24 protein-coding genes are annotated in these 25,319 nt (G+C 57.4%); 13 read left to right on the forward strand and 11 right to left on the reverse strand.

Annotated features, from left to right (window positions below; all coding sequences use genetic code 11):
* Positions 1-4: 4 nt before the first annotated feature.
* From ACZ1HJ_RS00265 to ACZ1HJ_RS00275, 3 genes are all read right to left on the reverse strand, one after another.
* Complete coding sequence (locus tag ACZ1HJ_RS00265) at positions 5-1,129, reverse strand: hypothetical protein (RefSeq protein WP_472720372.1); 1,125 nt, start codon at positions 1,127-1,129, stop codon at positions 5-7.
* A 171-nt stretch (positions 1,130-1,300) separates the two neighbouring features.
* The gene (locus ACZ1HJ_RS00270) at positions 1,301-2,377 is read right to left on the reverse strand and encodes a hypothetical protein (RefSeq protein WP_472720373.1); all 1,077 of its coding nucleotides are present in this window, start codon (positions 2,375-2,377) and stop codon (positions 1,301-1,303) included.
* Positions 2,378-2,548: 171 nt separating this feature from the next.
* A complete protein-coding gene (locus ACZ1HJ_RS00275) occupies positions 2,549-3,445 on the reverse strand; it encodes a LysR family transcriptional regulator (protein ID WP_472720374.1) in 897 nt (298 codons plus the stop codon).
* 160 nt (positions 3,446-3,605) lie between these two features.
* On the opposite strand from ACZ1HJ_RS00275, the gene ACZ1HJ_RS00280 reads away from it, so the two are divergent.
* The 4 genes from ACZ1HJ_RS00280 (at position 3,606) to ACZ1HJ_RS00295 (ending at position 8,060) form a co-directional block, all read left to right on the forward strand.
* Positions 3,606-4,403, forward strand: a complete 798-nt coding sequence (locus tag ACZ1HJ_RS00280; RefSeq protein WP_472720375.1) for an alpha/beta fold hydrolase — start codon at positions 3,606-3,608, stop codon at positions 4,401-4,403.
* Positions 4,404-4,480: 77 nt separating this feature from the next.
* Complete coding sequence (locus ACZ1HJ_RS00285; protein WP_472720376.1) at positions 4,481-5,440, forward strand: ABC transporter substrate-binding protein; 960 nt, start codon at positions 4,481-4,483, stop codon at positions 5,438-5,440.
* A gap of 74 nt (positions 5,441-5,514) precedes the next feature.
* Positions 5,515-6,573 (forward strand): quaternary amine ABC transporter ATP-binding protein, encoded by a 1,059-nt coding sequence (locus ACZ1HJ_RS00290; protein WP_472720377.1) that lies wholly within the window; start codon positions 5,515-5,517, stop codon positions 6,571-6,573.
* Between the two features lie 2 nt (positions 6,574-6,575).
* Positions 6,576-8,060, forward strand: a complete 1,485-nt coding sequence (locus tag ACZ1HJ_RS00295; protein WP_472720378.1) for an ABC transporter permease — start codon at positions 6,576-6,578, stop codon at positions 8,058-8,060.
* A gap of 3 nt (positions 8,061-8,063) precedes the next feature.
* Here the strand turns inward: ACZ1HJ_RS00295 and ACZ1HJ_RS00300 are convergent, their stop codons facing one another.
* The 5 genes from ACZ1HJ_RS00300 to ACZ1HJ_RS00320 are packed head-to-tail and all read right to left on the reverse strand — an operon-like array spanning position 8,064 to position 14,374.
* Positions 8,064-9,074, reverse strand: a complete 1,011-nt coding sequence (locus tag ACZ1HJ_RS00300; protein ID WP_472720379.1) for a 2-hydroxyacid dehydrogenase — start codon at positions 9,072-9,074, stop codon at positions 8,064-8,066.
* Entirely contained in the window at positions 9,071-10,435 is a 1,365-nt protein-coding gene (pbfA, locus tag ACZ1HJ_RS00305) for a (R)-1-hydroxy-2-aminoethylphosphonate ammonia-lyase (protein ID WP_472720380.1), read from the reverse strand. The genes ACZ1HJ_RS00300 and pbfA overlap by 4 nt, the downstream gene beginning before the upstream one ends.
* Positions 10,436-10,457: 22 nt before the next feature.
* On the reverse strand, positions 10,458-11,909 hold the full coding sequence (gene phnY / locus ACZ1HJ_RS00310) for a phosphonoacetaldehyde dehydrogenase (protein ID WP_472720381.1): 1,452 nt from the start codon (positions 11,907-11,909) through the stop codon (positions 10,458-10,460).
* Positions 11,910-11,923: 14 nt separating this feature from the next.
* Entirely contained in the window at positions 11,924-13,168 is a 1,245-nt protein-coding gene (gene phnA / locus ACZ1HJ_RS00315; protein ID WP_472720382.1) for a phosphonoacetate hydrolase, read from the reverse strand.
* An 18-nt stretch (positions 13,169-13,186) separates the two neighbouring features.
* Positions 13,187-14,374, reverse strand: a complete 1,188-nt coding sequence (locus ACZ1HJ_RS00320) for a 2-aminoethylphosphonate--pyruvate transaminase (protein ID WP_472720383.1) — start codon at positions 14,372-14,374, stop codon at positions 13,187-13,189.
* Between the two features lie 118 nt (positions 14,375-14,492).
* On the opposite strand from ACZ1HJ_RS00320, the gene ACZ1HJ_RS00325 reads away from it, so the two are divergent.
* From ACZ1HJ_RS00325 to ACZ1HJ_RS00365, 9 genes are all read left to right on the forward strand, one after another.
* Entirely contained in the window at positions 14,493-15,386 is an 894-nt protein-coding gene (locus ACZ1HJ_RS00325; RefSeq protein ID WP_472720384.1) for a LysR substrate-binding domain-containing protein, read from the forward strand.
* Between the two features lie 139 nt (positions 15,387-15,525).
* Complete coding sequence (locus ACZ1HJ_RS00330; RefSeq protein WP_472720385.1) at positions 15,526-16,656, forward strand: sensor histidine kinase; 1,131 nt, start codon at positions 15,526-15,528, stop codon at positions 16,654-16,656.
* Positions 16,657-16,687: 31 nt separating this feature from the next.
* Positions 16,688-17,725, forward strand: a complete 1,038-nt coding sequence (locus ACZ1HJ_RS00335; protein WP_472720386.1) for a substrate-binding domain-containing protein — start codon at positions 16,688-16,690, stop codon at positions 17,723-17,725.
* A 72-nt stretch (positions 17,726-17,797) separates the two neighbouring features.
* The gene (gene pstC, locus ACZ1HJ_RS00340; protein WP_472720387.1) at positions 17,798-18,748 is read left to right on the forward strand and encodes a phosphate ABC transporter permease subunit PstC; all 951 of its coding nucleotides are present in this window, start codon (positions 17,798-17,800) and stop codon (positions 18,746-18,748) included.
* Entirely contained in the window at positions 18,741-20,000 is a 1,260-nt protein-coding gene (gene pstA / locus ACZ1HJ_RS00345) for a phosphate ABC transporter permease PstA (protein WP_472720388.1), read from the forward strand. Before pstC ends, pstA begins: the two co-directional genes overlap by 8 nt.
* 92 nt (positions 20,001-20,092) lie before the next feature.
* Positions 20,093-20,854: a phosphate ABC transporter ATP-binding protein PstB gene (gene pstB / locus ACZ1HJ_RS00350; RefSeq protein ID WP_472722249.1), complete on the forward strand. Its 762-nt coding sequence runs from the start codon at positions 20,093-20,095 to the stop codon at positions 20,852-20,854.
* Between the two features lie 9 nt (positions 20,855-20,863).
* A complete protein-coding gene (phoU, locus tag ACZ1HJ_RS00355) occupies positions 20,864-21,538 on the forward strand; it encodes a phosphate signaling complex protein PhoU (RefSeq protein WP_472720389.1) in 675 nt (224 codons plus the stop codon).
* Positions 21,539-21,605: 67 nt separating this feature from the next.
* The gene (gene phoB, locus ACZ1HJ_RS00360) at positions 21,606-22,301 is read left to right on the forward strand and encodes a phosphate regulon transcriptional regulator PhoB (RefSeq protein WP_472720390.1); all 696 of its coding nucleotides are present in this window, start codon (positions 21,606-21,608) and stop codon (positions 22,299-22,301) included.
* A gap of 141 nt (positions 22,302-22,442) precedes the next feature.
* On the forward strand, positions 22,443-22,874 hold the full coding sequence (locus ACZ1HJ_RS00365; protein WP_472720391.1) for a hypothetical protein: 432 nt from the start codon (positions 22,443-22,445) through the stop codon (positions 22,872-22,874).
* Positions 22,875-22,911: 37 nt separating this feature from the next.
* Here the strand turns inward: ACZ1HJ_RS00365 and ACZ1HJ_RS00370 are convergent, their stop codons facing one another.
* From ACZ1HJ_RS00370 to ACZ1HJ_RS00380, 3 genes are all read right to left on the reverse strand, one after another.
* Entirely contained in the window at positions 22,912-24,189 is a 1,278-nt protein-coding gene (locus tag ACZ1HJ_RS00370) for a 4-aminobutyrate--2-oxoglutarate transaminase (RefSeq protein WP_472720392.1), read from the reverse strand.
* 197 nt (positions 24,190-24,386) lie between these two features.
* A complete protein-coding gene (locus ACZ1HJ_RS00375) occupies positions 24,387-24,869 on the reverse strand; it encodes a copper chaperone PCu(A)C (RefSeq protein ID WP_472720393.1) in 483 nt (160 codons plus the stop codon).
* Positions 24,870-24,946: 77 nt separating this feature from the next.
* A complete protein-coding gene (locus ACZ1HJ_RS00380; protein WP_472720394.1) occupies positions 24,947-25,291 on the reverse strand; it encodes a hypothetical protein in 345 nt (114 codons plus the stop codon).
* Positions 25,292-25,319: the final 28 nt, after the last annotated feature.

Genomic DNA, 25,319 nt, shown 5'->3' on the forward strand with positions numbered 1-25,319 from the left:
ATTCTCAATATCTCAACACCCGGCCACCCGGGTTGACGACGTATTTCGTCACATGTCCAAATCCCGGCGGGTTGCGTTCGGCCAAAACCTGATAGGGGCGTTCAGGCAGGATGATCGCGCGCTCCGTCCGCGTCGCGCCAGTATCCGCACCGCGACCCGAAAACGGATCAAGGGCAAAAACCTCCCGTTGCACGGTACCAAACCAGCCGCTTTTTTCTTCGGTCACGCGCTCACTTTCCAGAATTTCATCGGTCCAGGCCAATGCCCAATCCTGCCCTTCAGGCGCACGTGCTTCGGCCAATACATCGCGCAGCGGTCCGGACTGACGGGTATAGGTGTGGCTGTACATCGGCCCCACATGCAAACGGCGTAGCCGCTTGGGGTGCAGATCATCAAACGCCTCATCGAACCCGCGCGCCACAGTCAGCAATTTGAGTCCACCCAGGGACTGCGCCATCAGATGCGCCTGCACTTCGGGCCAGCGCCGCTGATCACGTGCCAAGGGCGCCCGGCCGTCATCCTCTACTTCCATTAGGTAGATTGTCGGCAAATTGACCTGGCTGTCATATGTCGCCCAGTGGATCAGGTACCGGCGTTGGTCATCCAGCCCGCTAAGCCAGAGAATTTGCGGATCATTCTGCGCCCAGAACATGTACCCGCGCTGCAATTCTTCGTAGTAGAGCCGCTGCGAGAGCGTGAATTGCAGCCTTGTCGGGATTTGGCGCTCACTGATGATCTGCTCGACCATCTGCTTTTTCAGTTCTTCAACGCCCGGCAAATTCGACAGATGGCGCGGCGATTGCTGCGCGTCGTTGGCCATGACCAGCAGTTCGTTAAAGACGGGAAACCCGCTTTCACTGGTGTCCATTTTGAGCGTACCGGTCCGCAACCCGGCCTCGCGCCCCGCCAGCAGGTATTTCATGCTCAACGCGCGGAAGGTGTATGTGAGGCCCTGAATATATGTCGTCAGGATTTCGACCTCGTCCCGGGTCAGGTCCCCCGCCCCCTGCATCACCGCCGCAACCCGGTTCAGATGCCCGGTGATCCGCTCGAATTTCTTGAAATAGCGGCGACTGGCGAAGAGGTCTTCCAGCCCGATATGATCCCGGTTGAGTTCGTCGTCAGTCATTCAGTCTTCTCTTTGCTGTCGACCGCAAACGATCATGCGCAAACCTAAAACCATGCGCCAGAACGGAAAGCGCAAGGAGATTGGCGCTTATGAAACCACGGATCATTCGGCCATCCAATGAAACAAAAAAACCGTGACCATCGATGGAAGCCCAATGCGATGGATTGTCCCTCACGCCCCATACAGGTTCTTGTCGTGCTTCTCGATGATTTCCTGGAACCGGCGCGCGAAACGCTCGTCGGCCTTGGCCTTGGCCTCCAGCACATCGCGGGCAAAGACCATGTGATCTTCGTGCGCCTCCAGCATATCCGCCATCTTCTTGTTGGTCGCGGCCCCGATCCCGGCCATGGCCTGTTGGGCTTCCTGATCCGTCTCGACCCCAATCTCGTTGATCCGGTGCGCCACATCCTGCTGCTGCGCGGTTTTCAACGATTTGGTCAAGGCGTCATAAAGCACAACGCGCTGCTTGGTGTCGGTTTTCAACTTGTTGATCAGAACCATCTGCGTTGCGGCCTGATTTTGCAGGGAATCAATCCAGGTCTTGCCCTTTTCGATATACCGCTCCAGCGTCTGCGAGTTGGCCAATTTGACCTGCTCATCCTGCACCATTGCGTTGTACTGGGTGTTCAAATCCGCCAGTTCGGTTTCCAGCTTGGTGCGCGCTGCCGCGTCCGTTTCGTTGGAGATTTTGTTCTCCAGCTCGATGATCTTCGGGTCCATCGCCTTGATGTCATTGCGCAGGGTTTCCAGCTCACCCACCGTGAATTCACGCTCGTCCAGCGTCTCTGTCAGATTGCCCTCAACCTTGACTTTTTGCTCTTCCAGCATGGTCAGCTGACCTTCCAGCAACTGCACGATCACATCCGATTTCGAGATCAGATCCTGCAACTTGTCGTCAATGCTGGCGGTGCGCACCCGGTCCTGACGCATGCTGTCGGATTTCGCACTGCTGAAGATGCCCACGAAACTTTCCCAGCCGGTTTTGTTCCGCATCTCGTCGAAATCCTGCGAAAAACCCGCCGTGATGTCATCCAGCCCCATGATCAGCTCGGCGATGTTGGCATTCATCACCTCTGTGTGGGCATGCACGTCCTCCAGAGAGGCATTTTCGATGTCCAAAAGCGCATCTTCACCGCCCTTGATCTTGGACCGCGCGGTTTCGATTTTGCTGGTCAATTCGGCGATTTTGGCTTGTGCCTCGCTCACCTGAGCCTGTGATTCACGTACCTGGGCATCTAGATCGGCCATGCATGTCCCCCTCTTTGAAATTTGTGTTTGGTTGCATCTTATATATGGGTTTTTTGCCCAAGTTTAAGCGATTTTCGCGAAATAATTACGACATAAACGTGTTGGGTGATGGTTACGCTTCATCCATTGGTGGTGTTTTTTCAAAACCTTACGGGCGAAGGGGACGGGATTTCAATTCGTTTCCTGAAATTGCTCCCACACCTCTAATGCGATCGGGTCCAGCCTGTCGGGCGCGGCATAAATGGACAGGGTCATGGGTGTTTCCCAGTCCGTGCCGCCGACCTGCACGATATGACCCTCGGCCAGCTCCGTCTTGATGGCACTTTCCGGCAACCACGCGATACCGCGTCCCGCCAGCATCCGGCGCTTGATTGCCTCTACCAACCCGTCGACATAGATCATATCCAAATGCACCGGGCGTGCGGCGATCAGTTGCTCCGTCACAGCTCCCAGAAACGTGCTGCGCTCATAGGCAAGAAACGGCAATTCCTGATCCGGCGCGCCGGGCAACACCCATCCATGTTCCGTTGCCGCAATCCGGCTGGCCACGGGTATCATGCGATCCACCATGATGTCACGGCGGACAAATTCATCCCCGTCTATGTTGGGCGACACCCCCACGTGACGATAGCACAGCAGGAACTCAACGGCCCCGTCCTGCAAAAGCTGGCAGCAGGCACTCAGCGAATCCGAGATCACCCGCGTGCGCAACTGGGGAATTTCCCGTTCAATGGTGTCAATCCGTGCTGCCAGATAGTGCACCGAAATCGTATGCAGCACCGAAAACCTGACCTGCCGCCGATCCCCCCGATCCTGATCGCGGATCAACTGGCGGCTTTCAGAAAGATCAGAAATGGCCGCCTTGGCCACGGGCAGGAATTGCACGCCGGCATCCGAGAGGCGCACCGGATACGTGGCGCGGTCCACCAGCGGCAGGCCAACCCAGCTTTCGAGCGCTTTGATCCGGCGACTGAAAGCAGATTGTGTGATGTTGCGCTCCTCCGCTGCGCGAGTGAAATTGAGCGTTCGCCCTAAACATTCAAAATCCCGCAGCCAATTCAGGTCCATATTCGCCTCCAAAACCCTTTGAAATCAATAGTATCACATAGTTATGCAAAAATGGAATAGTTCTATGAAATGTTTGAATTGGCGGTTTTGCAGAAATCCGTTCTAGACTTTGACCTGTGGCAGGGGATGGCCGCATTCGACTGGGACAAACGAAACAAAAATGGCCGAAGCTGCGCAACTCACGGAACCAGCACAGATCTCTTACCTGCGCCAAGGCGCGGGAAAGGCACTTGTTCTGGTGCATGGCTATCTTGGGGGCGCGTCCATCTGGCGCGATCAACTTGACGCGCTGAGTGCGGATTTTGATGTCATCGCACCGGAACTGCCGGGCTATGGGGATAGCCACGCGGCCGAGGCCAGCGACACCATTCGCGGTTACGCGCGCCAAATACTCAGCCTGCTGGAGCAATTAGGCATCGATCAGTTCCACCTGTTGGGGCATTCGATGGGTGGCATGATCGCGCAGGAAATCACTGCTCTTGAACCGACGCGCGTGATGCGTCTGATCTGTTATGGCACGGGTCCGCAGGGTGTGTTGCCCGACCGGTTCGAAACCATTGAGCAATCCCGCGCCCGCCTGCACCGCGAGGGCGTTGGACCGACCGCGCGCAATATTGCAGCCAAATGGTTCACCAAAGGCGAAGCGTCCGCGGATTTCGATACCTGTGTTGCCCTGGGCAAAGACGTGTCAATCGCCTCCGCACTTGCAGGGCTGAATGCGATGGAAGGCTGGGATGGCCGCGCCGCACTTGGCGATATCACGCAACCCACGCTCATCATCTGGGGCGACCAGGACCGCTCCTACGGTCGGCAACAGCCCGAAGCACTCAAAAACGGGATTGAAAACAGCAGGCTCGCCGTGATGAAATCCTGTGGACACAACGCCCATCAGGAGGACACGGGCCTGTTCAATACGATTATCCACGATTTTTTGACGGAAGGACCCGGGAATCCCTGACCGTCCCCGCTTAACCTAATCACCAATCAGAACCAGAACCCTGACAACAGGGACCTTACAAACAGAGGAGAAGACGAATGAAATTGAAACTCATGGGAACAGCACTGGCAGGCTTCATGGCGACGGCGTCGATGAGCCAGGCAGCTGAAAGCGTGAATATTGGGGCGCCCGCCTGGACCGGCGCGCAAGCCATTGCGCATCTCATTGCCGAGATCGTGGAAACGCGTATCGGGGGTGAGGCCAATCTGGTGCCGGGCAACAACGCCTCGATCTTCCAGGCAATGGATCAGGGCAAGGGTGACATCGACGTGCATCCCGATGTCTGGTTGCCAAACCAGGAAAGCTTCACCAAGAAATACGTGGATGAAGCCGGAACCGTTGCGCTGTCCGACAAACCTTACGAAGGAAAGCAGAGCTTTTGTGTCAGCCGCGCCTTTTCCGAAGCCAACAATGTGACATCGATCTTTGATCTGGCACGCCCCGAAGTGGCCGAAAAGATGGACAGCGATGGCAATGGTAAGGGTGAAATCTGGATCGGCGCGCCGGGCTGGGCCTCGGCCAATGTGAACGAGGTCAAGGTGCGTGACTATGGCCTGATGCCGTTCATGGAGCCCATCCGCGCGGATCAAGCGGTCATGACCGCCACCGTCGGTGACAGCATCAAGAAGGACATGGGATACGCCTTCTACTGCTATAGCCCTCACGCGATCTGGTTCCAGTATGACATCGTGCGTCTGGAAGAGCCTGCGTTTGATCCGGAAAAATACATCGCGATCCAGCCATCGGATGATCCCGATTGGTTCGAAAAGTCGACAGTGATGACCGAAGACGCGCTGAAGAAAGTTCAGATCGCTTATTCCAAATCTCTGACCGAGCGTTCGCCAGCGATCGCCGATCTGCTGGCCAACATCCAGCTTGACGGAGAAACCGTGTCTGACTTCGCCTTCCAGATCGAAGGTGGCAAAGATGCAGCAACCGTCGCCAAAGAATGGGTTGCCGCCAATTCCGACCGCGTTGACGGATGGCTGGGGCTCTAAGCGCCCAAAACTCTGGGGCCGCGCGAAACCGCGTGGCCCACCCCCAAACAATCCAACCGAGGCGAGGGCAAAACGTGTCACAAGGCGTTGCAATCGAATTATCGGGCGTGTGGAAGATTTTTGGCGCCCGAGCCAAAGAAGCTTTGGCCGATATCCAGGCCAACGGTATTTCAAAAAAGGATGTGCTGGAGCGTTACAATTGCGTGGTCGGCGTTGCCGATGCCACGATGGACATCCAGCCCGGTGAGATTTTCTGCATTATGGGCCTCAGCGGATCGGGTAAATCCACGCTGGTGCGCCACATCAACCGTCTGCTCGAACCCACTGCGGGCAATATCATCGTCAATGGTCAGGACATCATGGCCATGGCGCCGGACGTGCTGCGCCAGTACCGCAACGAACATATCGCGATGGTATTTCAGAATTTCGCCCTGATGCCGCACCGGTCGGTTCTGGACAACGTGGCGATGCCGCTGGAAATCCGCGGGATCAATAAAAACCAACGGCTGGAGGCGGCTGAAAGCGCCATCGACATGGTGGACCTTTCGGCTTGGGGCAACAAGTTCGCGCATGAGCTGTCGGGCGGCATGCAGCAGCGCGTGGGTCTTGCCCGCGCATTGGCCGCGGACCCTGAAATCCTGTTGATGGACGAGCCGTTCAGCGCACTTGATCCGCTCATTCGGCGTCAATTGCAGAACGAATTCATGAAGCTTGCGGCCAACATGAACAAGACCACCGTCTTCATCACCCATGACCTTGACGAAGCCGTGCGCATCGGCGACCGGATCGCCATCATGCGCGATGGCCGTGTGGTGCAGATCGGCACGCCAGAGGACATCGTGATGAACCCGGCGGATGAATATGTGGCCGATTTCGTGGCCGGTATTTCCCGCCTCAAGGTCGTGCGGGCGCATGCGGTCATGCAGCCGCTGGCCGAATTCGAATCCGCGCACGGCACGCTTGCGTCGACAGCGCAGGAATTTGCTGAAGACGCCCATCTGGGTGAGTTGATCGACGCCGCTATCGGCACCGATCAACCCGCCGCCATCATCGACGCCACCGGCACACGGATCGGCGCGATCACCCGCGCGGATCTGCTGCGCACGGTGATCGAAGGAACGGAGACCTCGTGACCATGGCCAGTGAAACCAAAGAAGAACTGCTTGCTGAATTCGTGGCCACCAATCCCGGCTACTATGAAAGACAATTCCAGAAAATCGGCGCCAAGGCCGGATTTTCGTGGACCTTCAACCTGTTTGCCGCGCTGTTGGGGCCGATCTGGTATGGGATGCGGGGTTTGTGGAACTGGGGCCTGCCCTTTGTGATCCTCGAGACCTTTGCCTTCATCCAGATTGGTCGCGGACTGTTTGGCGATCTGGGTGCCGAGGTGCGCGAACGCATCAAACAGATCGAAGGCACGCTGGCCCTGCGATATGATCAATTGCAGGCCGCCATCGACAAGGGTGACGACGGTGCCGCGTTCCAACGTAATATCGACTCGCTCGAAGCCGCGATTGGCGGCATTCGGGCCGAGGCTGACATGGCCGACGCCACCGCCATCTGGGTCGCGCTCTTTGGGGTCGGGTTCTTGTTGCTGGTCAAGGCCGCCGAAGGCATCATGGCCAACCCTGTGCTGGAGCGGCGTTATTCCGACTGGCTGTCAGATCGCAGCATCAAGTCCGGCATCGATCCCCTGCGCACAGTGCTTAGCGTCGTGTTTGTGCTATTGGTCTTCGCGGTCAGCGTCATCCACTTCGCCTTCCCCGGCGCAGTTGCATGGCTCACGGACTTCCCGACAGATCCGAATATCCGGTTGGAAGCAATCAAATGGGTCGAGGCGTTTTTCGACTTCATCATCGCGTCAGGCCAATGGCTCTTTGACATCATCACCTTCGGCATCCGCTCTGTGCTGGACGGGCTCGAGGTCTTGTTTGTCGACACCCCGTGGCCGGTGATTGCCGCCATGATCATCCTGCTGACATACCTCTCGGCAGGCCCCGGCGCGGCATTCGCGGCCGCCGGGTTCCTGGCCTATATGGGCTTCCTGGGCTTTTGGGAAAAGGCGATGACAACCCTCGCTTTGCTGGGCACGGCGGCCTGTATCTCAATCGCACTGGGCATCCCCATTGGCATGTTCTGCGCGCGCCGCCCTCGGCTCTATTCCTTCATCCGGCCGATCATGGATTTCATGCAGACCATGCCCGCCTTCGTTTTCATGATCCCTGTGATCGCGTTCTTCGGGACCGGCAAACCCGCCGCCGTTGTCACCACGATGATCTTTGGCGGCACACCCGTGGTGCGCCTGACGGTTCTGGGCCTGCGCGGTGTGCCAGAAAGCATCCGCGAGGCAGCCATCGCCTATGGCGCGTCCAAATGGTACCTGCTGACAAAGGTCGATCTGCCGCTGGCAGCGCCATCCATCCTTGCGGGCGTGAACCAGACGATCATGCTCTCGCTGGCGATGGTGGTTGTGGCCTCACTTATCGGCGCCAAGGGGCTGGGTGAAGACGTGCTGGAAGCCCTGCAATATGCCTCCGTGGGTCAGGGTATCCTGGCGGGCTTTGCCATCCTCTTCTGCGCCATGATCCTCGACCGTGTGGTGCAGGGCAAACGCGAATAGCGTCTAGTCGAAGCAAACACCTGTGGTCTGCGCCCTGAGGCGCGGATCATGCGACAGAACGCGAACCGGCGCGCCATTCAGCACCTCATTGCAGCGTTCCAACGTTTCCCGCTCCAGTCGCAGCATCGCTTCTTTCGTGTAGAAGGTCAGATGTGGCGACAGGATCACCTGTTTATGTTCGTAAAGCGGGCTCAGCTGATGACCCGAACGTTTCAACGGCTCGTTGGCAAAGACATCCAGGCCCGCGCCTGCAATCCAACCATCATCCAGCGCCCGCAAAAGCGCCTCCTGGTCGATCAGCGCGCCACGCGAGGTGTTGATCAGATACGCGCTTGATTTCATCGCACGCAGTTCACCCTCACCGATGATGCCCCGGGTCTCGTCATTGAGCACGCAATGCAACGAGACAAAATCGCTGTCAGACAAAAGTGCCTGCAGGTCATCGCATTTTTCGATGCCAATCTCCGCCATCGCATCGGCCGACATGCCCGGTGAATAGGCAATCACGCGGGCGCGAAACCCGGCCCCTGCCATGCGCGCCATGCTGCGGCCGATTTTGCCCAGACCGACGATGCCCACCGTCTTACCCGCAATGTCCGTGCCCAGCCATTCCTGCTCTGGCCAAACCCACCCTTTGCGCTGCATCGCCCTTCCCAAGGGCTGCAACTTCTTGGCCAGCGCGATCATCAGTGCAAAGGCGCCTTCGGCCACGGTTTCTTCGGCGTATTCAGGAATGTTGACCACCGGAATGCCCCGCGCCATTGCCGCTGGAATGTCGATCGCATCAATGCCAACACCATATTTCAGGATGCCCTTCAGTTTCGGCGCGGCATCAATCACCGCCTTGGTGATCGGCGTGTAGCACATCAGGATCAACGCCGCGTCAGCCACCGACGCCATCAGCGCCTCTTCGGTCACGCCGTCCTGAAGCAAAATCAACTCATGTCCGGCATCGCGCAGCGCGGCATCCACAACCGGCATCTGCAATTCGCAATCCGTGCGGACAATTTTCATGCCGTTGGTATCTCTGCGCCAATGGCCGCGACGACAATCTCAAGCGCGCGGGTCAGATCGTCTTTGGAAATGATTAAAGGCGGTGACAGGGTCAGCACGCAGCCCTGAGAAATCTTGAAGCTCAACCCGGCATCAAGGCACCGGTAATATATCCGTTCTGCAAGTGCATTGCCGGGGGTCTTGTCCGCGCGGTTCTCGACAATCTCCACCCCGAACATCAGGCCCCTGCCCCGGATATCGCCCACAATCGGCGTGTTCGCCAATTCCTCGCGCAAGTACCCCATCGCGAACTGGCCAAGCTCATCCGAACGTTCGACCAACCCTTCGTCCTCGATGATCTCGAGCGTGGTCAGGGCCGCACGCGCCGTCACCGGGTTTTTCTCATGGGTGTAATGCCCGATGGCGAAATCACCGCACACATCCAGATCACGGCGCGCCACGCAGGCTGCAATCGGCAGGATACCCCCGCCCAATGCTTTGCCGAGGGTCACGATATCCGGGATCACATCGTCATGTTCAAACGCAAACATGCGGCCGGTTTTGCCGAGCCCGGTGGGAATTTCATCAAGGATCAAAAGCGCGCCGTGACGGCCGCAGGCCTCCCGCACGGATTTCCAGAAGCCCGGTGGCGGCACATAGGGTACGGCCCGCATCGGCTCGGCGATCACGGCGGCCACGTCGCCCTCGCGCTCCAGCACGTAGTCGACCATCTGCGCGCAGGCCAATCCGCACACGTCCGGACCCGCGTGATTATACGGGCAGCGGTAACAGGCAAAGGGCGCCACATGTTCGGTGCCGGGCATCATCGGCCCGGCGATGTGACTGCGGAACGTGGCCTCTCCGCCGACGCTGGCCGCGCCGAAGCCCGCACCGTGAAACGCATCCCAGAAACTGATCGTCTTGAACCGGCCTGTCGCCGCGCGGGCGATTTTCAGCGCAACTTCGTTGGCGTCCGAACCGCCGGTGGTAAAGAGTGTTTTGCCCAGATCACCCGGCGCGATCTCGGCCAGTTTTTCGGCCAGCGCCACTGCCGGATCATTGGTGAACCGCCGCGGGGCAAAGGACAGATCATCCAATTGCTGCTTGATCGCCGCCACCAGACGGGGATGGCCGTAGCCGATGTGATGAACCGAATTGCCATGAAAATCCATGTAGCGGCGGCCATCGGCATCTTCGATCCAGATGCCGTCGGCCTTGGCGATGGTACTCACACAAGGGCTCGACAGGCTTTGGTGCAAAAACACCTCTGCATCGCGTGCCAGCAATGGCGCGGACGCAGGCCCGATGGATTTTTTCAACCATGCGCGGCGCGCGTCCGATGTGTTGGATTCGCCTTCGGTATGGACGATCTTGCCTTGCATCGGACGCCTCGAACCGCCGGCCCTAGCGTGGCCAGGGCAGCGAGTAGGTTTTGACGTTGGTGAAGAACTTCATGGCCTCGGTCACACCTTCCTTGACCGAATTGCCACTGTCCTTGATCCCGCCAAAGGGCGAGGTTTCAATCCGGTAGCCGGGCTGTTCCCAGATGTTGCAGGTACCGACATCCAGAGCGTTGATAAAGGCAATCGCGCGGTTCAGATCATTGGTGCACACGCCCGAGCTGAGGCCAAACTGCGTGCCGTTGGAGATGCGCATAACCTCTTCGTCATCGTCCGGCACACGTACGATGGGCACGATGGGGCCAAAGGTTTCTTCCATCACCAACTCGCTGTCATGGGGTACTTTGTCAACTACGATCGGCGGCAAAAGCGCGCCCTGACGGCCCGGATGATAGAGGATTTCGGCGCCTTGCTTTTCAGCATCCAGCACGCGATTTTCAAATACTTCGGCGGCCTGCGAATGGATGACGCATCCCAGTTCCGTCTCGGGGTCCTGCGGATCGCCAAACTTGATCTTTTTGGCCTTTTCCAGAACCTTGGGCACAAAGGCATCCGCCACGCTTTCCTGCACCAGAATGCGCTTGATCGCGGTACAGCGCTGGCCGGAATTGCCCGTCGCCCCGGCCACGGCGATGGTGGCGGCTTTATCTAGATCCGCATCGCTGAGGTCATTCAGAACGATCAGCGGGTCATTCCCACCGAGTTCCAGCGCCTGACGCTTATAGCCGGATTTGCCCGCAATGATTTTGCCCACAGGCACACCGCCCGTAAAGGTGACAATATCAATGTTATCATTGGTCACCATCTCATCCCCGATATCCTCGGGCAGGCCAGTCACCACCTGGAACATCTCTGGCGGCAAGCCGGCCTCGTAGAGGATGTCGGCAAGGGTCAGGCAGGTGAGCGGTGTCAGTTCCGTCGGTTTGCAGACCATGCAATTGTTGGTCGCAATCGATGGCGCGATCTTGTGACTGACCATATTGAGCGGGTGGTTGAATGGCGTTATCGCACTGATCGCCCGGACCGGTTCGCGCATGGTGTAGATCTTGCGATCCTTGCCGTTATGCGTGAGGTCGCAGCTGAAAATCTCGCCATCGTCGTTCATCGCCTGGGCAGCAGCAAACTGATAGACATCCTGCGCGCGCTTGGTTTCGTAAATGGCGTGCTGGTGGCAAATGCCAAGCTCCAGCGTCAGCCATTTCGCCAGATAATCGCGCCGTTCGCCAATGATCTCACCCGCGCGGGTAAGGATCTGGCTGCGCTCATACCGTGTCAGTTTGGATTTGTAGTTTGCCGCAATTTCAAACGCCTTGGCCGCGTGTTCGGCCGTGCCCGCCGGAACGGTGCCCACCACTTCATCCGTGTAGGGATAATGAACATTGACCACCTTGTCGGTGAAAACGATCTCACCGCCAATGCGCATGCCTTCGTTGCGAACTTCAATCGTATCTTTCATATCTAGTCCTTCCCTCAGAGGGCTGCGGCGGTGGTTGCGTAGAAAAACGCATCAAAGTTGCGCAAAACGGGCGCATCCGGCAGATCAACCACCCGGTTCACGATGAACGGAACCTCCTGTTCGGTCAATCCACCATGGCTGCGCAGCGGTTCTTTGAGCGCTGCCAGATCATGCCGATGCTCTGACGTGCCAATGCAGATGTTTTCGCCAGAAACCATGACAAGATCGCCAATCCGGTCACCCGGCAGTTCAAACTGTTCAATCGCTTCGGCCTTGGTTAACACATGGGTGATGCCGTCGGTGGCGCGCAGTTTGGCAATGATGTCGGCCTCATCCGCACCTTCGGGCAGATAGGCGGTCGCAAAAGATCCCAAGGCACCGTGATGCACAACGTAAGGGTCCGTGATTGGCAGGATCACGCGGGCCGCGTCCTTGCCCAGCCAGTCATCCATCAGGTCCTGAACATAAACCACCGCAGGACTGCCATCGGCCAGATGCTTGGGTTTCATCCCGTGATCGGCCGTCACCACGATGGCTGCACCCAATGCGTCCAGCTCCGCAAGATAGCGGTCGAACATGGCGTAGAAATCCAGCGCGCCTTGCTGATCGGGCGCAAACTTGTGCTGGATGTAATCGGTGGTCGACAGGTACATCACATCCGGCTTGAAATCTTTCAGAAGCTTGACGCCCGCTGCAAACACGAACTCGCTGAGTTCCGCCGAATAAACCTCCGGCACCGGCATGCCCAGCCATTCCGAGGCATTGTCGATGCCATGCTCGGCCTTGGTGGTCTCTCCAGAGCGTTCGGAGGAAAACGCAACGGCGCGGTCTTCGTCAAACTTGAGCCCGGCGCCCAGAAGCGCGCGCAACTTGTCCTTGGCGGTGACCATCGCGATCCGGCACCCGGCCTCATAGAATTGCGAAAAGATCGTCGGCGCGCGCAAGAAACGCACATCATTCATCATCACCTCTTCGCCGGTGTCCGGATCAATCAGGTAATTGCCGCAGATGCCATGCACGCGCGGCGGCTGACCGGTGGCAATGCTGAGATTGTTGGGGTTGGTGAAGGACGGGATCACCGAATGCGCCAAGCGGTCGGTGCCTGTTTCACGCATCTTCTTCAACGTGGGCATCAAGCCCTTGGCAATCGCGACATCCAGATATTCAGGCTCACACCCGTCCAGACAGATTGCAATCGCCGGTACTTTCGGCATCGGATAAACCCGTTCATTCGCCTCGACAGGCGCTTGTATGTTCATGTCTTGTCGTCCTTGTCGTTAAGCCGCCAGTTTGGCGCGTTCGTCCAATGCCGCCTGCGGGGGCGACGCATCATTTACGCCCATCTCAGCGAGGGCTTCAGCGGCGGCCTCCACAACCTGCCGCATGACATCTTCGTCCATCTGCCCGATACACCCGATCCGGAAACTATCTACGACAGTTAGTTTGCCGGGATAGATGATAAAGCCCTTTTTCTTCATCAACTCATAGAATGTGTTGAATTCGAAGGCGGGCGAGCTGGGGCAGAAGAAAGTCACGATGATCGGGCTGAGCCAGCGATCCTTGAGAAGCGTCTCGAACCCCAGGTCGCGCATACCGTCGACCATCACGTCGCGGTTGCGGGTATAGCGCGCGCCGCGTGCCGCAACACCGCCTTCGGCGTCATGCGACTTGAGTGCTTCAAGGAAGGCAGCGACCACATGGGTGGGCGGGGTAAAGCGCCACTGGCCAGTCTTCTCCATATTCTCCCACTGGGCATGCACATCCAGCGACAGCGAATGGCTGTTGCCTTTGGCGGCCTCAAGCTCGGAGGTGCGTGCGATCACAAAGCCGAAACCCGGCACGCCCTCGATGCATTTATTGGCCGAGCTGACCATCGCCTCATAGCGCACCTGCGCCACCTCCAGCGGGATCGCTCCGAAGGCCGACATGCTGTCCACCAACAGTTTGCGGCCCGCCGCATAGGTCACATCGGAAATTTCTTCGACCGGGTTCAGAATGCCAGAACTGGTTTCGCAATGAATGGCGACCACATGGGTGATGGCCGGATCATCCGCCAGAATCTGGGCCACCTCATCGCCGCGTGGGGGCAGGTAATCCCCCTTGTCCAGCACGACATGGTCCCGCCCCAGATATTGCATCGTCTTGGCCGAGCGTTGCCCGTAGGCGCCATTGGCCAGAACAAGTACCTTGCCATCGCGCGGCACGAAACTGCCCAGCATCGCCTCGACACAGAAAGAACCGCTGCCTTGCATCGGCACACAATCAAAGTCTTGGCCGCCAGGCCCCAACAACGAGAGCAGACGCGCGCGCATGTCACGTGTCATGGCGCGAAAGTCTTCGTCCCAACTGCCCCAATCACGCAACATCGCCTCTTTGACCGCAATCGACGTCGTCAGCGGACCTGGTGTCAGCAAATACGGCTCGCCCAGATGGGGCGGCTTAATCTTGGCACTGTGAGACGGCATATCAGCCCCCGGAGATGGCGTTTTGACATCACCATTGCAGCAAGGCCAATCATATGTGAAATTGTAAATTGCGATTAATCTATAGGCAAAGGTAATACTGAAACCAAGGACCCTTATGATGCGCCACAGCCAACTCAAAGCTTTTCACAACGTGGCCCTCCATGGCGGCTTTTCCCGCGCCGCCGAAGCCCTTTTTCTGACCCAGCCCGCGATCTCGGAACAGGTTCGAAAATTGGAGCAGGATCACGATGTGCTCCTCTTTCACCGTGAGCGCAAACGCGTCCAACTGACAGAAGCCGGAGAGAACCTCTTCCGGTTGACGAAACACTATTTCGAAATCGAGGATCAGATCAGCGAATACATGTCGGAAACCCGCGCGACGGTCGAAGGGTCACTGCGGATCATCGCGGATTCAGCGCATCACGTGACCGACATCCTCAGCGCCTTTCGCCGCCGCTATCCCAATGTGGTTGTCTCCTTGCGGACTGGAAACTCCGACGAGGTGCTGGAAGAACTGCGCAGTTTCAATGCCGAAGTCGGCGTTGCAGGCAGCCTGACACCGGGGCGTGACATGGACACAGTGAGCTTGGGGGACACACCGATCGTTGCCTTCGCCGCCAAGGGCCTGCTGCCAAAATCCAAGACCACCATCACGCTGAGCGAATTGTCGGACATGCCATTGATCTTTCGCGAAACCGGTTCGAAGACTCGCCAGAAACTGGAAGAGGAAGCCGAAAGACAGGGCATCGTTCTGACCCCCGCTATCGAAGCAGAAGGGCGCGAAACCGTACGGGAGGTCGTGGCCTCGGGGGCCGGGATCGGGTTTGTCTCCAAAGCCGAGTTTGGACATGATGCACGGATTGTCGAAATTGCGCTGAAAGGCACCGATCTGCGCATGGGTGAAAGCCTTGTGCACCTGTCGCAACGACGTGATGTCAAAGTCATTCGGGCGTTCATGGAATTTGCGCGCAAGCGGCTACAACAAACCCAGGTGAAATCAAAAGCACGGTGATCGCTCGGGCAAACGGGGCATCTGCACCTGCATCCAGTCTCCAGAAATCTGCTCGAACCCTCTGGTGGCGATTGTTGCACAACTGAAGTAAACGACCCCTAGGCATGTGTTATTTGACCAACAAAACCTGGGGGGCGACATGAAAAACCAACAGAAAATCCTCGATGGTATTTCCGTTCCGGTGATTATGCTGAACCGTGACCTTCGCATCTACATGGCCAACCGCAAGGCCCATGCCGCATTCCCCAAGATCACCGTGTCCGCCGGATTGGAATGCCTGGGCGATCTGGATGATGATGTGCCTCGGCTGCTCAGTGATACGTTGGACCGCCTCGGGTCAGACCAGATCACCGTTGTCACAGACGAAGAGTTTCAGCACGAATACCTGATCACCGTCCGCTCTATTGTGGGGCTCGATGATCACCCAGACGCCAGTCTGGTTCTGACATTTGAGGATCAGACACCACTGCGGGTCGCAAAATCCATGCGCAGCGACTTTGTTGCCAACGTATCCCACGAAATCCGTTCCCCGCTGACGGCCATTTCCGGATTTGTGGAAACCCTGCAGGACAACGCCAGCGACGACCCGGAAGCGCGTGAAATTTTCCTCAACCTGATGGAAAAAGAAGTGGCGCGGATGACCAACCTTGTGTCGGATCTGCTGTCGCTGTCGAAGGTGGAAGCCAAAGAACGCCGAGCGCCCAAAAACCCGCTGGATATGAACCAATCGATCGGACAAGCGGTCGAATCAGTCATGGCGCTGGCCCAAAAACGAGGCAAACATCTTGAATATGACATCCCACCAGACCTGCCTGCGGTCCGTGGCAAGCGCGATGATCTGTCCCGCGCGTTAATAAATTTGCTGGAAAATGCGATCAATTACAGCCGCGAAAATGGCACGGTTACCATCGTCGCGCGGGAAGTCACAGGCCCAAATCCGCTTGGCGTGGACGCTGTCAGCATCTCCGTTCAGGACCAGGGAGAGGGCATACCCGAGAACGAAATTCCGCGCCTCACAGAGCGATTTTATCGTGTAGATAAAAGCCGTTCGCGGAATGTGGGGGGACCGGTCTGGGGCTGGCCATCGTCAAGCACATTCTGGTCCGGCATCGGGGAGTGCTCGACATCCAAAGCACCCTTGGAGAGGGGTCGACGTTTACCGCATACCTCCCTGTTGCCGCAGTGCAGAAAAATTAACGCTGTCATCGAACTGTTACAGAATCGTCGTAATCGTGATTCACGCGCCGCCGACACGGTGGTCATTCCGTAAGGAACGTTCGACACACTGTTAAGGAGACATCATGTCTGTTCGTCTGAAAACACTTGCCACAACCACGATTTTGACTGCCGCTCTCGCAGCACCTGCCGTTGCGCGCGACCAGATCAACATCGTCGGATCGTCCACAGTATTCCCTTTTGCAACAACTGTTGCAGAGCGTTTTGGTAAAACCACAGACTTCAAAACACCAATCGTCGAAAGCACCGGTTCTGGCGGCGGCCTGAAACTGTTTTGCTCGGGCGCAGGTGTAAACACACCTGACATCACAAACGCCTCGCGCCGCATCAAAGAGAGCGAAGTTGCCCTTTGTGCCGAAAATGGCATCAACGACATCGTCGAAGTGAAAATCGGCTTTGACGGCATCGTTCTGGCCAACGCTGTTGGCAGCGACCCGATCGAGCTGAGCCTGCAGGATATTTTCCTGGCGCTGGCCAAAGACGTTCCCAATGGCGAAGGCGAATTGCAGCCTAACCCATACACAATGTGGAACGAAGTGAACCCTGATCTCCCTGCCGTGAAGATCGAGGTGCTTGGACCACCCCCAACATCCGGCACACGCGACGCGTTCGCCGAACTGGCGCTGGAAGGCGGCTGCAAAACCTTCGATTGGATCAAAGCCATGAAGAAGGAAGACAAGAAAGCGTATAAATCGCTATGCCACACGGTACGTGAAGACGGCGCATATATCGAAGCCGGCGAAAACGACAACCTGATCGTTCAAAAACTCGAAGCCAACCCGGATGCCTTTGGCGTGTTTGGTTTCAGCTTCCTTGAGCAGAACAGCGACAAGGTACAAGGTTCGATCGTAGGTGGCGTTGAGCCCGAATTCGAACTGATCGCGGGTGGTGATTACCCAATCGCCCGGTCGCTCTACTTCTACGTCAAGAAAGACCACGTTGGCACCATTCCGGGCATCGAGGAATTCCTGGCTGAATTCACCTCGGAAGACGCCTGGGGCGATGATGGTTACCTGACAGACAAAGGCCTGATCCCTCTGAGCGAAGACGAGCGCAAAGAGTGGGCCGACTCGGTCAAGTCGCTGTCGCCCCTGAGCATGTAAAACACCCTACCCCGGCCCGGCCCAACGCCTGGGCCGGGGTACCCTGCCAATTTCGACAAGAAAGTCACCAGAATGCCTGACGGGACGTTGATCATCACCCGATCGGACCGCCGACGCTGGCGCGACCAATTGATCGTCGGAACCATGGCTGCCGCCGCTGGCGTTGCCATTCTGGTCACAGTGGGCATTGTGCTTTCCCTTGTCTTTGAAACCATTCTCTTTCTCGAAAAAGTACCGCTGCGCGACTTCCTCTTCGGTCTGGAGTGGAGCCCGCAAACTGCGATCCGCGCTGACCAGGTCGGGGCAGGCGGCAGCTTTGGTATCATTCCCCTGATCAACGGCACTCTGCTGATCAGCGCCATTGCGATGGCCGTGGCCACGCCCTTGGGCCTCACTTCCGCAATTTATCTGTCGGAATATGCCAGCAAACGCGCCCGCGACTGGGTGAAACCCGCGCTGGAAATTCTCGCCGGGATCCCCACCGTTGTTTACGGTTTCTTCGCGGCGCTGACCGTGGCGCCGTTCATCCGTATGACAGGCGGTCAGTTTGGCCTTGAAGTTGCATCCGAAAGTGCGTTGGCCGCCGGAGTGGTCATGGGCATCATGATCGTGCCGCTGATCTCATCGTTGTCGGATGACGTCATCAACGCGGTGCCACAGTCGCTACGCGATGCATCACTTGGAATGGGCGCAACACAGTCCGAAACCATCCGCCGGGTGGTCATGCCCGCCGCCCTGCCCGGGATCGCCGGATCACTGCTTCTGGCGACATCGCGCGCCATCGGGGAAACGATGATCGTTCTGATGGCTGCCGGATTGGCCGCTCAGCTGACCCTGAACCCGCTCGATGCCGTGACAACCATCACGGTTCAGATCGTCGCCCTGCTGACAGGTGACCAGGAGTTTGACAGCGCCAAGACCCTGTCGGCCTTTGCCCTGGGCCTCGTCCTGTTCGTTCTGACCCTGTTCATGAATGTGATCGCCCTTAGGATCGTCAAGAAGTACCGAGAGCAATATGATTAATCTTACCAAAGATGCAGGGTTCGATCTGCGCGCCCGCAAACGCTCCGAAGCACGGTTTCAATGGGTGGGTCGCGGTGCGATTTTTATATCCCTGGGCTTTCTCGTGCTCCTGTTCGGCTCGATCATCAGCAACGGGACCGGTGTCATCTGGCAATCACAGATCGCGGTTACGCTTGACCTGAGTGCTGAAGAGGTCGATCCGGAAAACATCGGCGATGCGAGTTTCAACAGCATCATAAAGTCCGGCATGCGCGACATGTTCCCGGAGGTGTCGAGCCGTAAGGAAAAGAAAAAGCTTTATGGGTTGCTGAGCACGGAAGCGACGTTTGAGGTAGAACGTCAAATTCGCGCAAACCCTGAGCTTCTGGGCGGTCCACAAACCCTCTGGGTCACCGCATCCGACGATGCGGATCTCTATATCAGCGGTCAGGTCGATACCAGTTTACCGGAAAAACAGCGCCGGATATCCGATGCCGAGATCGCAATCCTTGATCAGCTCCTTGCAAACGGCATGGCGCGTGAAAGTTTCAACAGGGGCTTTTTCTCCAATGGTGACAGCCGCGAACCCGAGATCGCGGGCATTCTGAGCGCGCTGGCGGGGTCTGCCTTAACCCTACTGGTATGTTTCCTCTTGTCCTTTCCCCTGGGCATTGGCGCGGCGATCTACCTCGAGGAATTTGCGCCCAAGAACCGCATTTCTGACCTGATCGAGGTCAACATCAACAACCTCGCGGCCGTGCCATCGATCGTGTTTGGTCTGCTGGGTCTGTCGATATTTCTGGGTTACATGGGTTTGCCGCGCTCGACGCCGCTTGTCGGGGGGATGGTGCTGGCCCTGATGACGCTGCCGACAATCATCATCGCATCCCGGGCGGCCCTGCGCTCGGTGCCCCCGTCTTTCAAGGAAGCCGCGCTGGCGCTTGGCGCAACACCAGTTCAGGCCGTGTTCCACCACGTGCTGCCCGTGGCCATGCCCGGCATGCTGACCGGCGCAATCGTCGGCATGGCACAGGCATTGGGCGAAACTGCACCGCTTCTGATGATCGGCATGGTGGCCTTCATCGTCGATGTGCCAACATCGGTGCTGGAACCTGCCACCGCGCTGCCGGTGCAGATTTTCCTCTGGGCGGATGCCCCCGAACGCGCCTTTACTGAAAAAACCGCTGCTGCGATCATCGTTTTGCTGACGTTCCTGATACTCATGAACCTGATTGCGATCTTGCTGCGCCGCAAACTTGAACAGAGGTTCTGAGTATGGATCAGTCAAACATTCAAACGCCCGAAGACGCCACCCTTGCTGGCGGAACGCCGTCTGAAACCAACACACCGGAAAAGGACGCGCCCATGGATCAGGCTTTCATCGAGGCCCGCGAGGTCGATGTATTTTACGGCGAGAAACAGGCCCTGTTCGGGATTGATCTGGACATCGAATCCAACCGCGTGACCGCACTGATTGGCCCGTCCGGATGTGGCAAATCAACCTTCTTGCGCGCCATCAATCGGATGAACGACCTGATCCAGATTTGTCGTTTCGACGGCAGCCTCAAGATCGACGGACAGGAGATTTATGATCCGGCGGTGGATGTGGTCGCGCTGCGTGCGCAAGTGGGCATGGTGTTTCAAAAACCCAACCCTTTCCCGAAATCGATCTTCGAAAACGTCGCCTATGGGTTAAAAATCCACGGGATGACAACTTCGAAATCCGAAATGCAAGACAGGGTGGAGTGGAGCCTGAAAAGCGCCGGGCTTTGGGATGAGGTTGCGGATCGTCTGGACCAGCCCGGCAACAGCCTTTCGGGCGGTCAACAGCAACGCCTGTGCATCGCACGCACCGTCGCCGTGGCCCCGAAAGTCATCCTGATGGATGAGCCCTGTTCGGCCCTTGACCCGATCGCCACAGCGGTGGTCGAAGACCTGATCGACAGTCTGCGCAAAGACTACACGATCGTGATCGTGACCCACTCGATGCAACAGGCCGCGCGGATTTCGCAACGCACTGCCTTCTTCCATCTGGGCAAGCTGATCGAGGTGGGAAACACCAAGGATGTCTTTACCAATCCGCGCGAAGAGCAGACACAAAACTACATCACCGGACGCATAGGCTAGGACCGCACCATGGAAGCAACACCCCATATCATGTCGCGTTACGACAAGGATCTCGACAAGCTCAAGCGTCGTATCCTTGCCATGGGCACCCAAGTGATCGACCAGATCAGCGATGCAACCGATGCGCTGGATCAATTCGATGCAAGCGAAGTCGACCGTCTTGTTGCCTTTGATCGCACGATCAACGGCATGCATCAGGATATCTTCACCCGCGCCGAGCGGCTGATTGCCCTGCGCCAACCCATGGCGCTCGACCTGCGGCAGGTCTTGCTCCCGATCAATATCGCGCATGAGCTTGAGCGGATTGGAGATCACGCGAAATCAACTGCCAAGCGGGCACGCATTCTTGCGGCAAGCGAGGCTGGCAAACCCGCGCGCGCCAAGATCACCGAAATGAGCGCCATGTTGCAGAAAATGCTGGCGGACGCGCTCAACGCCTACACGGAAAGCGACATTGAACTGGCCGCTACAATCCGTGAGCGGGATCTCGAGATCGACCAGATGAACAAAGACGTTTTTGACATGCAGATCGCCGCCGTGGCCGAGACGCCGCAGGATGCCGAAGCTCTGGTGCATTTGATCCTGCTGGCCCGCGCATTCGAACGCGTCGGGGACCATACTGTTAACATCGCCCGCCACGTCCACCAGATTGTTACAGGCGTCGACCTGAAAGCTAGCGACTGATAGGTGTTTCATGCGTTTGGAAAAATTCTCGAAATCGCAACCAACCCAAAAACCACGGACACCCCGATTGAGCCTTTCAACTCCCCGCCTTCTGATCATCGAAGATGAACCATCCCAAGTCGAACTGCTCAAGTACAACCTGAGCAAACAGAGTTTTGACGTGCGGGTGGCCATGGATGGCGAAGAAGGGGTTGAGGCCGCGCGGGAAGACCCGCCGGATCTGATCCTGCTGGATTGGATGTTGCCCAATCTCTCGGGTGTGGAGGTGTGCCGTCAGTTGCGCCGCGACAAGGCCACCCGTGAAATCCCGATCATCATGCTGACCGCCCGGTCCGAGGAACGCGACAAGGTCCGGGGTTTGGATGTCGGCGCCGATGACTACGTGACCAAGCCCTATTCGGTCAAAGAACTGATTGCGCGTGTGCGGGCCGCTTTGCGCCGTCCGGCCGCACGCGTGGCGGATAGCAAACTTGTCAGTGGCGTGATCGAAATTGACCTTGAAAAGCACACCGTCAGTGTGGGCGGCAAAAGTGTCATGCTGAGCCCGACAGAGTTCCGGCTGCTTGTGACACTGATGCAGAGCCCCGGTCGCGTGTTTTCACGCGATCAACTCTTGGACATGGTTTGGGGCATCACCGCGGATGTCGACACCCGGACAGTGGATGTGCATGTGGGCCGTCTTCGGCGTGTGCTTGATGGTGCCGGGGGCAAGGATCTGATCCGGACGATCCGGGGGTTCGGCTACGCGCTTTCGACGGACTGAGGAGAAATTTCGCCGAAAAATCAATCTTGAGTTGATAATTCGGCGTTTTTCTAAGCGGCTAATCGCGCATAGGCTGTCATGCTTGAGGGCCTGCGGTTGATGGTTAATGATTGCTTAAAACGCAGTCATTAGAGAACCCGCATGACGCCCGAATTCGACACAGCCGAAGAGATTTCAGAGTACTTTCTGGACCGCACCGGAACGGCGCTTATGACTGGCGATTTCGACCTTTTTGCATCGTGTTTTTTGCTGCCACAGAAAATGGAAACGTTTCAGGGCTGCCGGAACATTCGAAATCTGGCCGACCTCAAAGAGGTGTTTGACGGCGTCACGCAACACTTCAAACGCAAGAACGCAACCCAACTTGAACGTCATTGCATTGAAGCGTCATTTCGCGATCCGGATACCGTTGTGACCACGCATATGTCCCGGCTTGTCAGCGGCGCGAACCTTGTTCAGAAACCTTACCCGGTGATGTCGGTGCTACAGCGCGTTGACGGCAAATGGATGATCTCCGACAGCATGTACGCCATCGAAGATGAAGTTAACCACGCCAAGGCGCTTTCCGGTTAGTCGACATTTCCAAACGCACTGCAATTCCGGTCGCTGATCACCCGGCTTTGGCTGCCTCGATGGAGGCTTCCAAAATGTCCATGCCTTCGGCAAAAACCGCGTCCTCAATCGTGATCGGCGCCAGGAACCGTACGACATTGCCGTAAATCCCGCATGTCAGCAGCACCAAATGACGCTTCAACGCTTCGGCCCGTACCCGGTTGGCAAAGGACGCGTCCGGTGCGCTGCCGTCGGCGGTATTGAACTCCGCCGCGACCATGAACCCCGGCCCGCGGATATCCACCAATTGCGGTGTATTCTCCCGGATCGCCTCAAGGCGCTGTTTCAGGCGGGACCCCAATTCATTGGCACGTGCGCAAAGGTCTTCTTCCTCAATGACATCCAGAACTGCATGTGAGGCAGCCACGCCCAAAGGGTTGCCCGCATATGTACCGCCCAACCCACCGGGGTCCGCCGCATCCATCAGATCGGCGCGTCCGGTCACCGCCGCCAACGGCAGGCCACCGGCCAATCCCTTTGCCATGGTGGTGATGTCTGCACTGACGCCGTAGCTTTCCATTGCAAACATATGCCCGGTGCGCGCAAACCCCGTCTGCACCTCATCGGCGATCATCACGATCCCATGCTCGTCGCACAGTTCACGAATGCCGCGGATCAATTCCGCCGGTGCCGGGTAAAACCCGCCTTCACCCTGAACAGGTTCAAAGATGATGGCGGCCACCCGCCCCGGATCCAGATCAGCCTTGAAGAGACCCATCAGCGCATCCATTGCATCACCGGAACTCCGCCCATGCAGATCAACCGGAAACGGCACGTGATAGACGTCCGGCATCATCGCACCGAAGCCTTTCTTGTAGGGAACAACCTTGCCCGTCAGGCTCATCCCCATGAATGTCCGGCCATGAAATCCACCACCAAATGCGATGATCGCGGGCCGGCCCGTGGCCGCGCGCGCAACCTTGATCGCGTTCTCAACTGCCTCCGCGCCCGTAGTGACAAAGATCGTCTTTTTCTCGAAATCGCCGGGCACCAGCTCGTTCAGGCGTTCAGCCAACTGAATGTAGTTGGCGTAAGGCATGACCTGATGACAGGTATGGGTGAAGGACCCCAATTGCTTTTCTACGGCCGTCATAACCTTGGGATGGCAATGGCCCGTATTGACCACCGCAATACCAGCCGCAAAATCGATGTAGCGATTACCTTCAACGTCCCAGACCTCGGCATTACGCGCTTTTTCCGCGTAAATCTGCGTCATCATTCCCACGCCGCGGGCAATCGCCGTGTCGCGTCTGCTGCTCATTTCCGTGTTCAGCATGGATCAAACCCCTTGTTTCAAGGCCGCGCGGACGGGCGGCGCACCAGATGCATCGTTCTTTACAAATGGTGCCGGTCTTAACAACTGGAATCAAGCAGCGGCGCCCAACAATTTGATCAAATTATCGGACGCTAGTGCTCTGGGCAGTCAAAAAAGGAAAACCGGACGTGCTATTTACACAATCAACCCGGCCGGGATCAGTTTGTGGTGGAATGGCCGGAATGACCAGAATGATCATCCTCATTGCTGCGCGGCTCCACGGCAAATTCGATGTCGATTTCACCGGCCTTTTCAAAAACCAACGTTGCGCCGACTTTCTCCCCTTCTTCGAAGGGATCACCGTTCAAACCCATGAACATCACGTGAAACCCGCCGGGCGCCAATTCGACTGTCTCGCCAGCTGGTAGTTCGATTTTCATGACATGGGTCATGGTTGCGATGCCATCTTTCTCTTCCGACAAATGCAGCATTGTGCGGGGAAAATCAGCGCGCACTTCAATCAGCGCGTCATCTGTTTCGCCAGTGTTCATGATCGTTAGGTACCCGGCCGCAGATTTAGCCGTTACAGGCGTTTCAAAGGCCATGGGATGCATGATTTTCAGGGCGCCAAGTTCAAAGTCATGGGCCCAGGCAAGGGTCGGAAGGCTCAAGGCAGCAGCCAAAATCAGAGCGTTTTTCATCTTCTCTCTCCGTTTCAGGATATTGCACTGCGTGGTCAATGACCGGCAGTGGATAGAACAAACTAAGGAGGGTTGGTTCAGCCGAAAGGAGGCGCCCGGGGGAGCGCTGAAGAGAAAAGAGAGCTGTCAGAACCTTTAGCGGCGCCTGCAAGCGGTGTGACCGTAAAAACCGGCTCCTGGATGGCGGCGCTGAATACTGGCCCGGATGCCGTGCCCGCAACATTGACCAAGGCGCAGATTTCAGCATCGGCCGAGACATTCACCGGGTCTCCGTTTGCATCTATCTGGATCATACGCAGGCCATCGCCTGTGCAAATGACCATGATGCGACCATCAACCGCGCCAACCGCGATCAACGCCGCCGACATCTGCGGTGTGACGATGCCCAAAACAGTCAGGCAAACGATCAGGTATCTGGTCACGAAGGATTTCATATCAAACGAGTATCGC

This window comes from Roseovarius sp. JB2-10 (assembly GCF_055693585.1).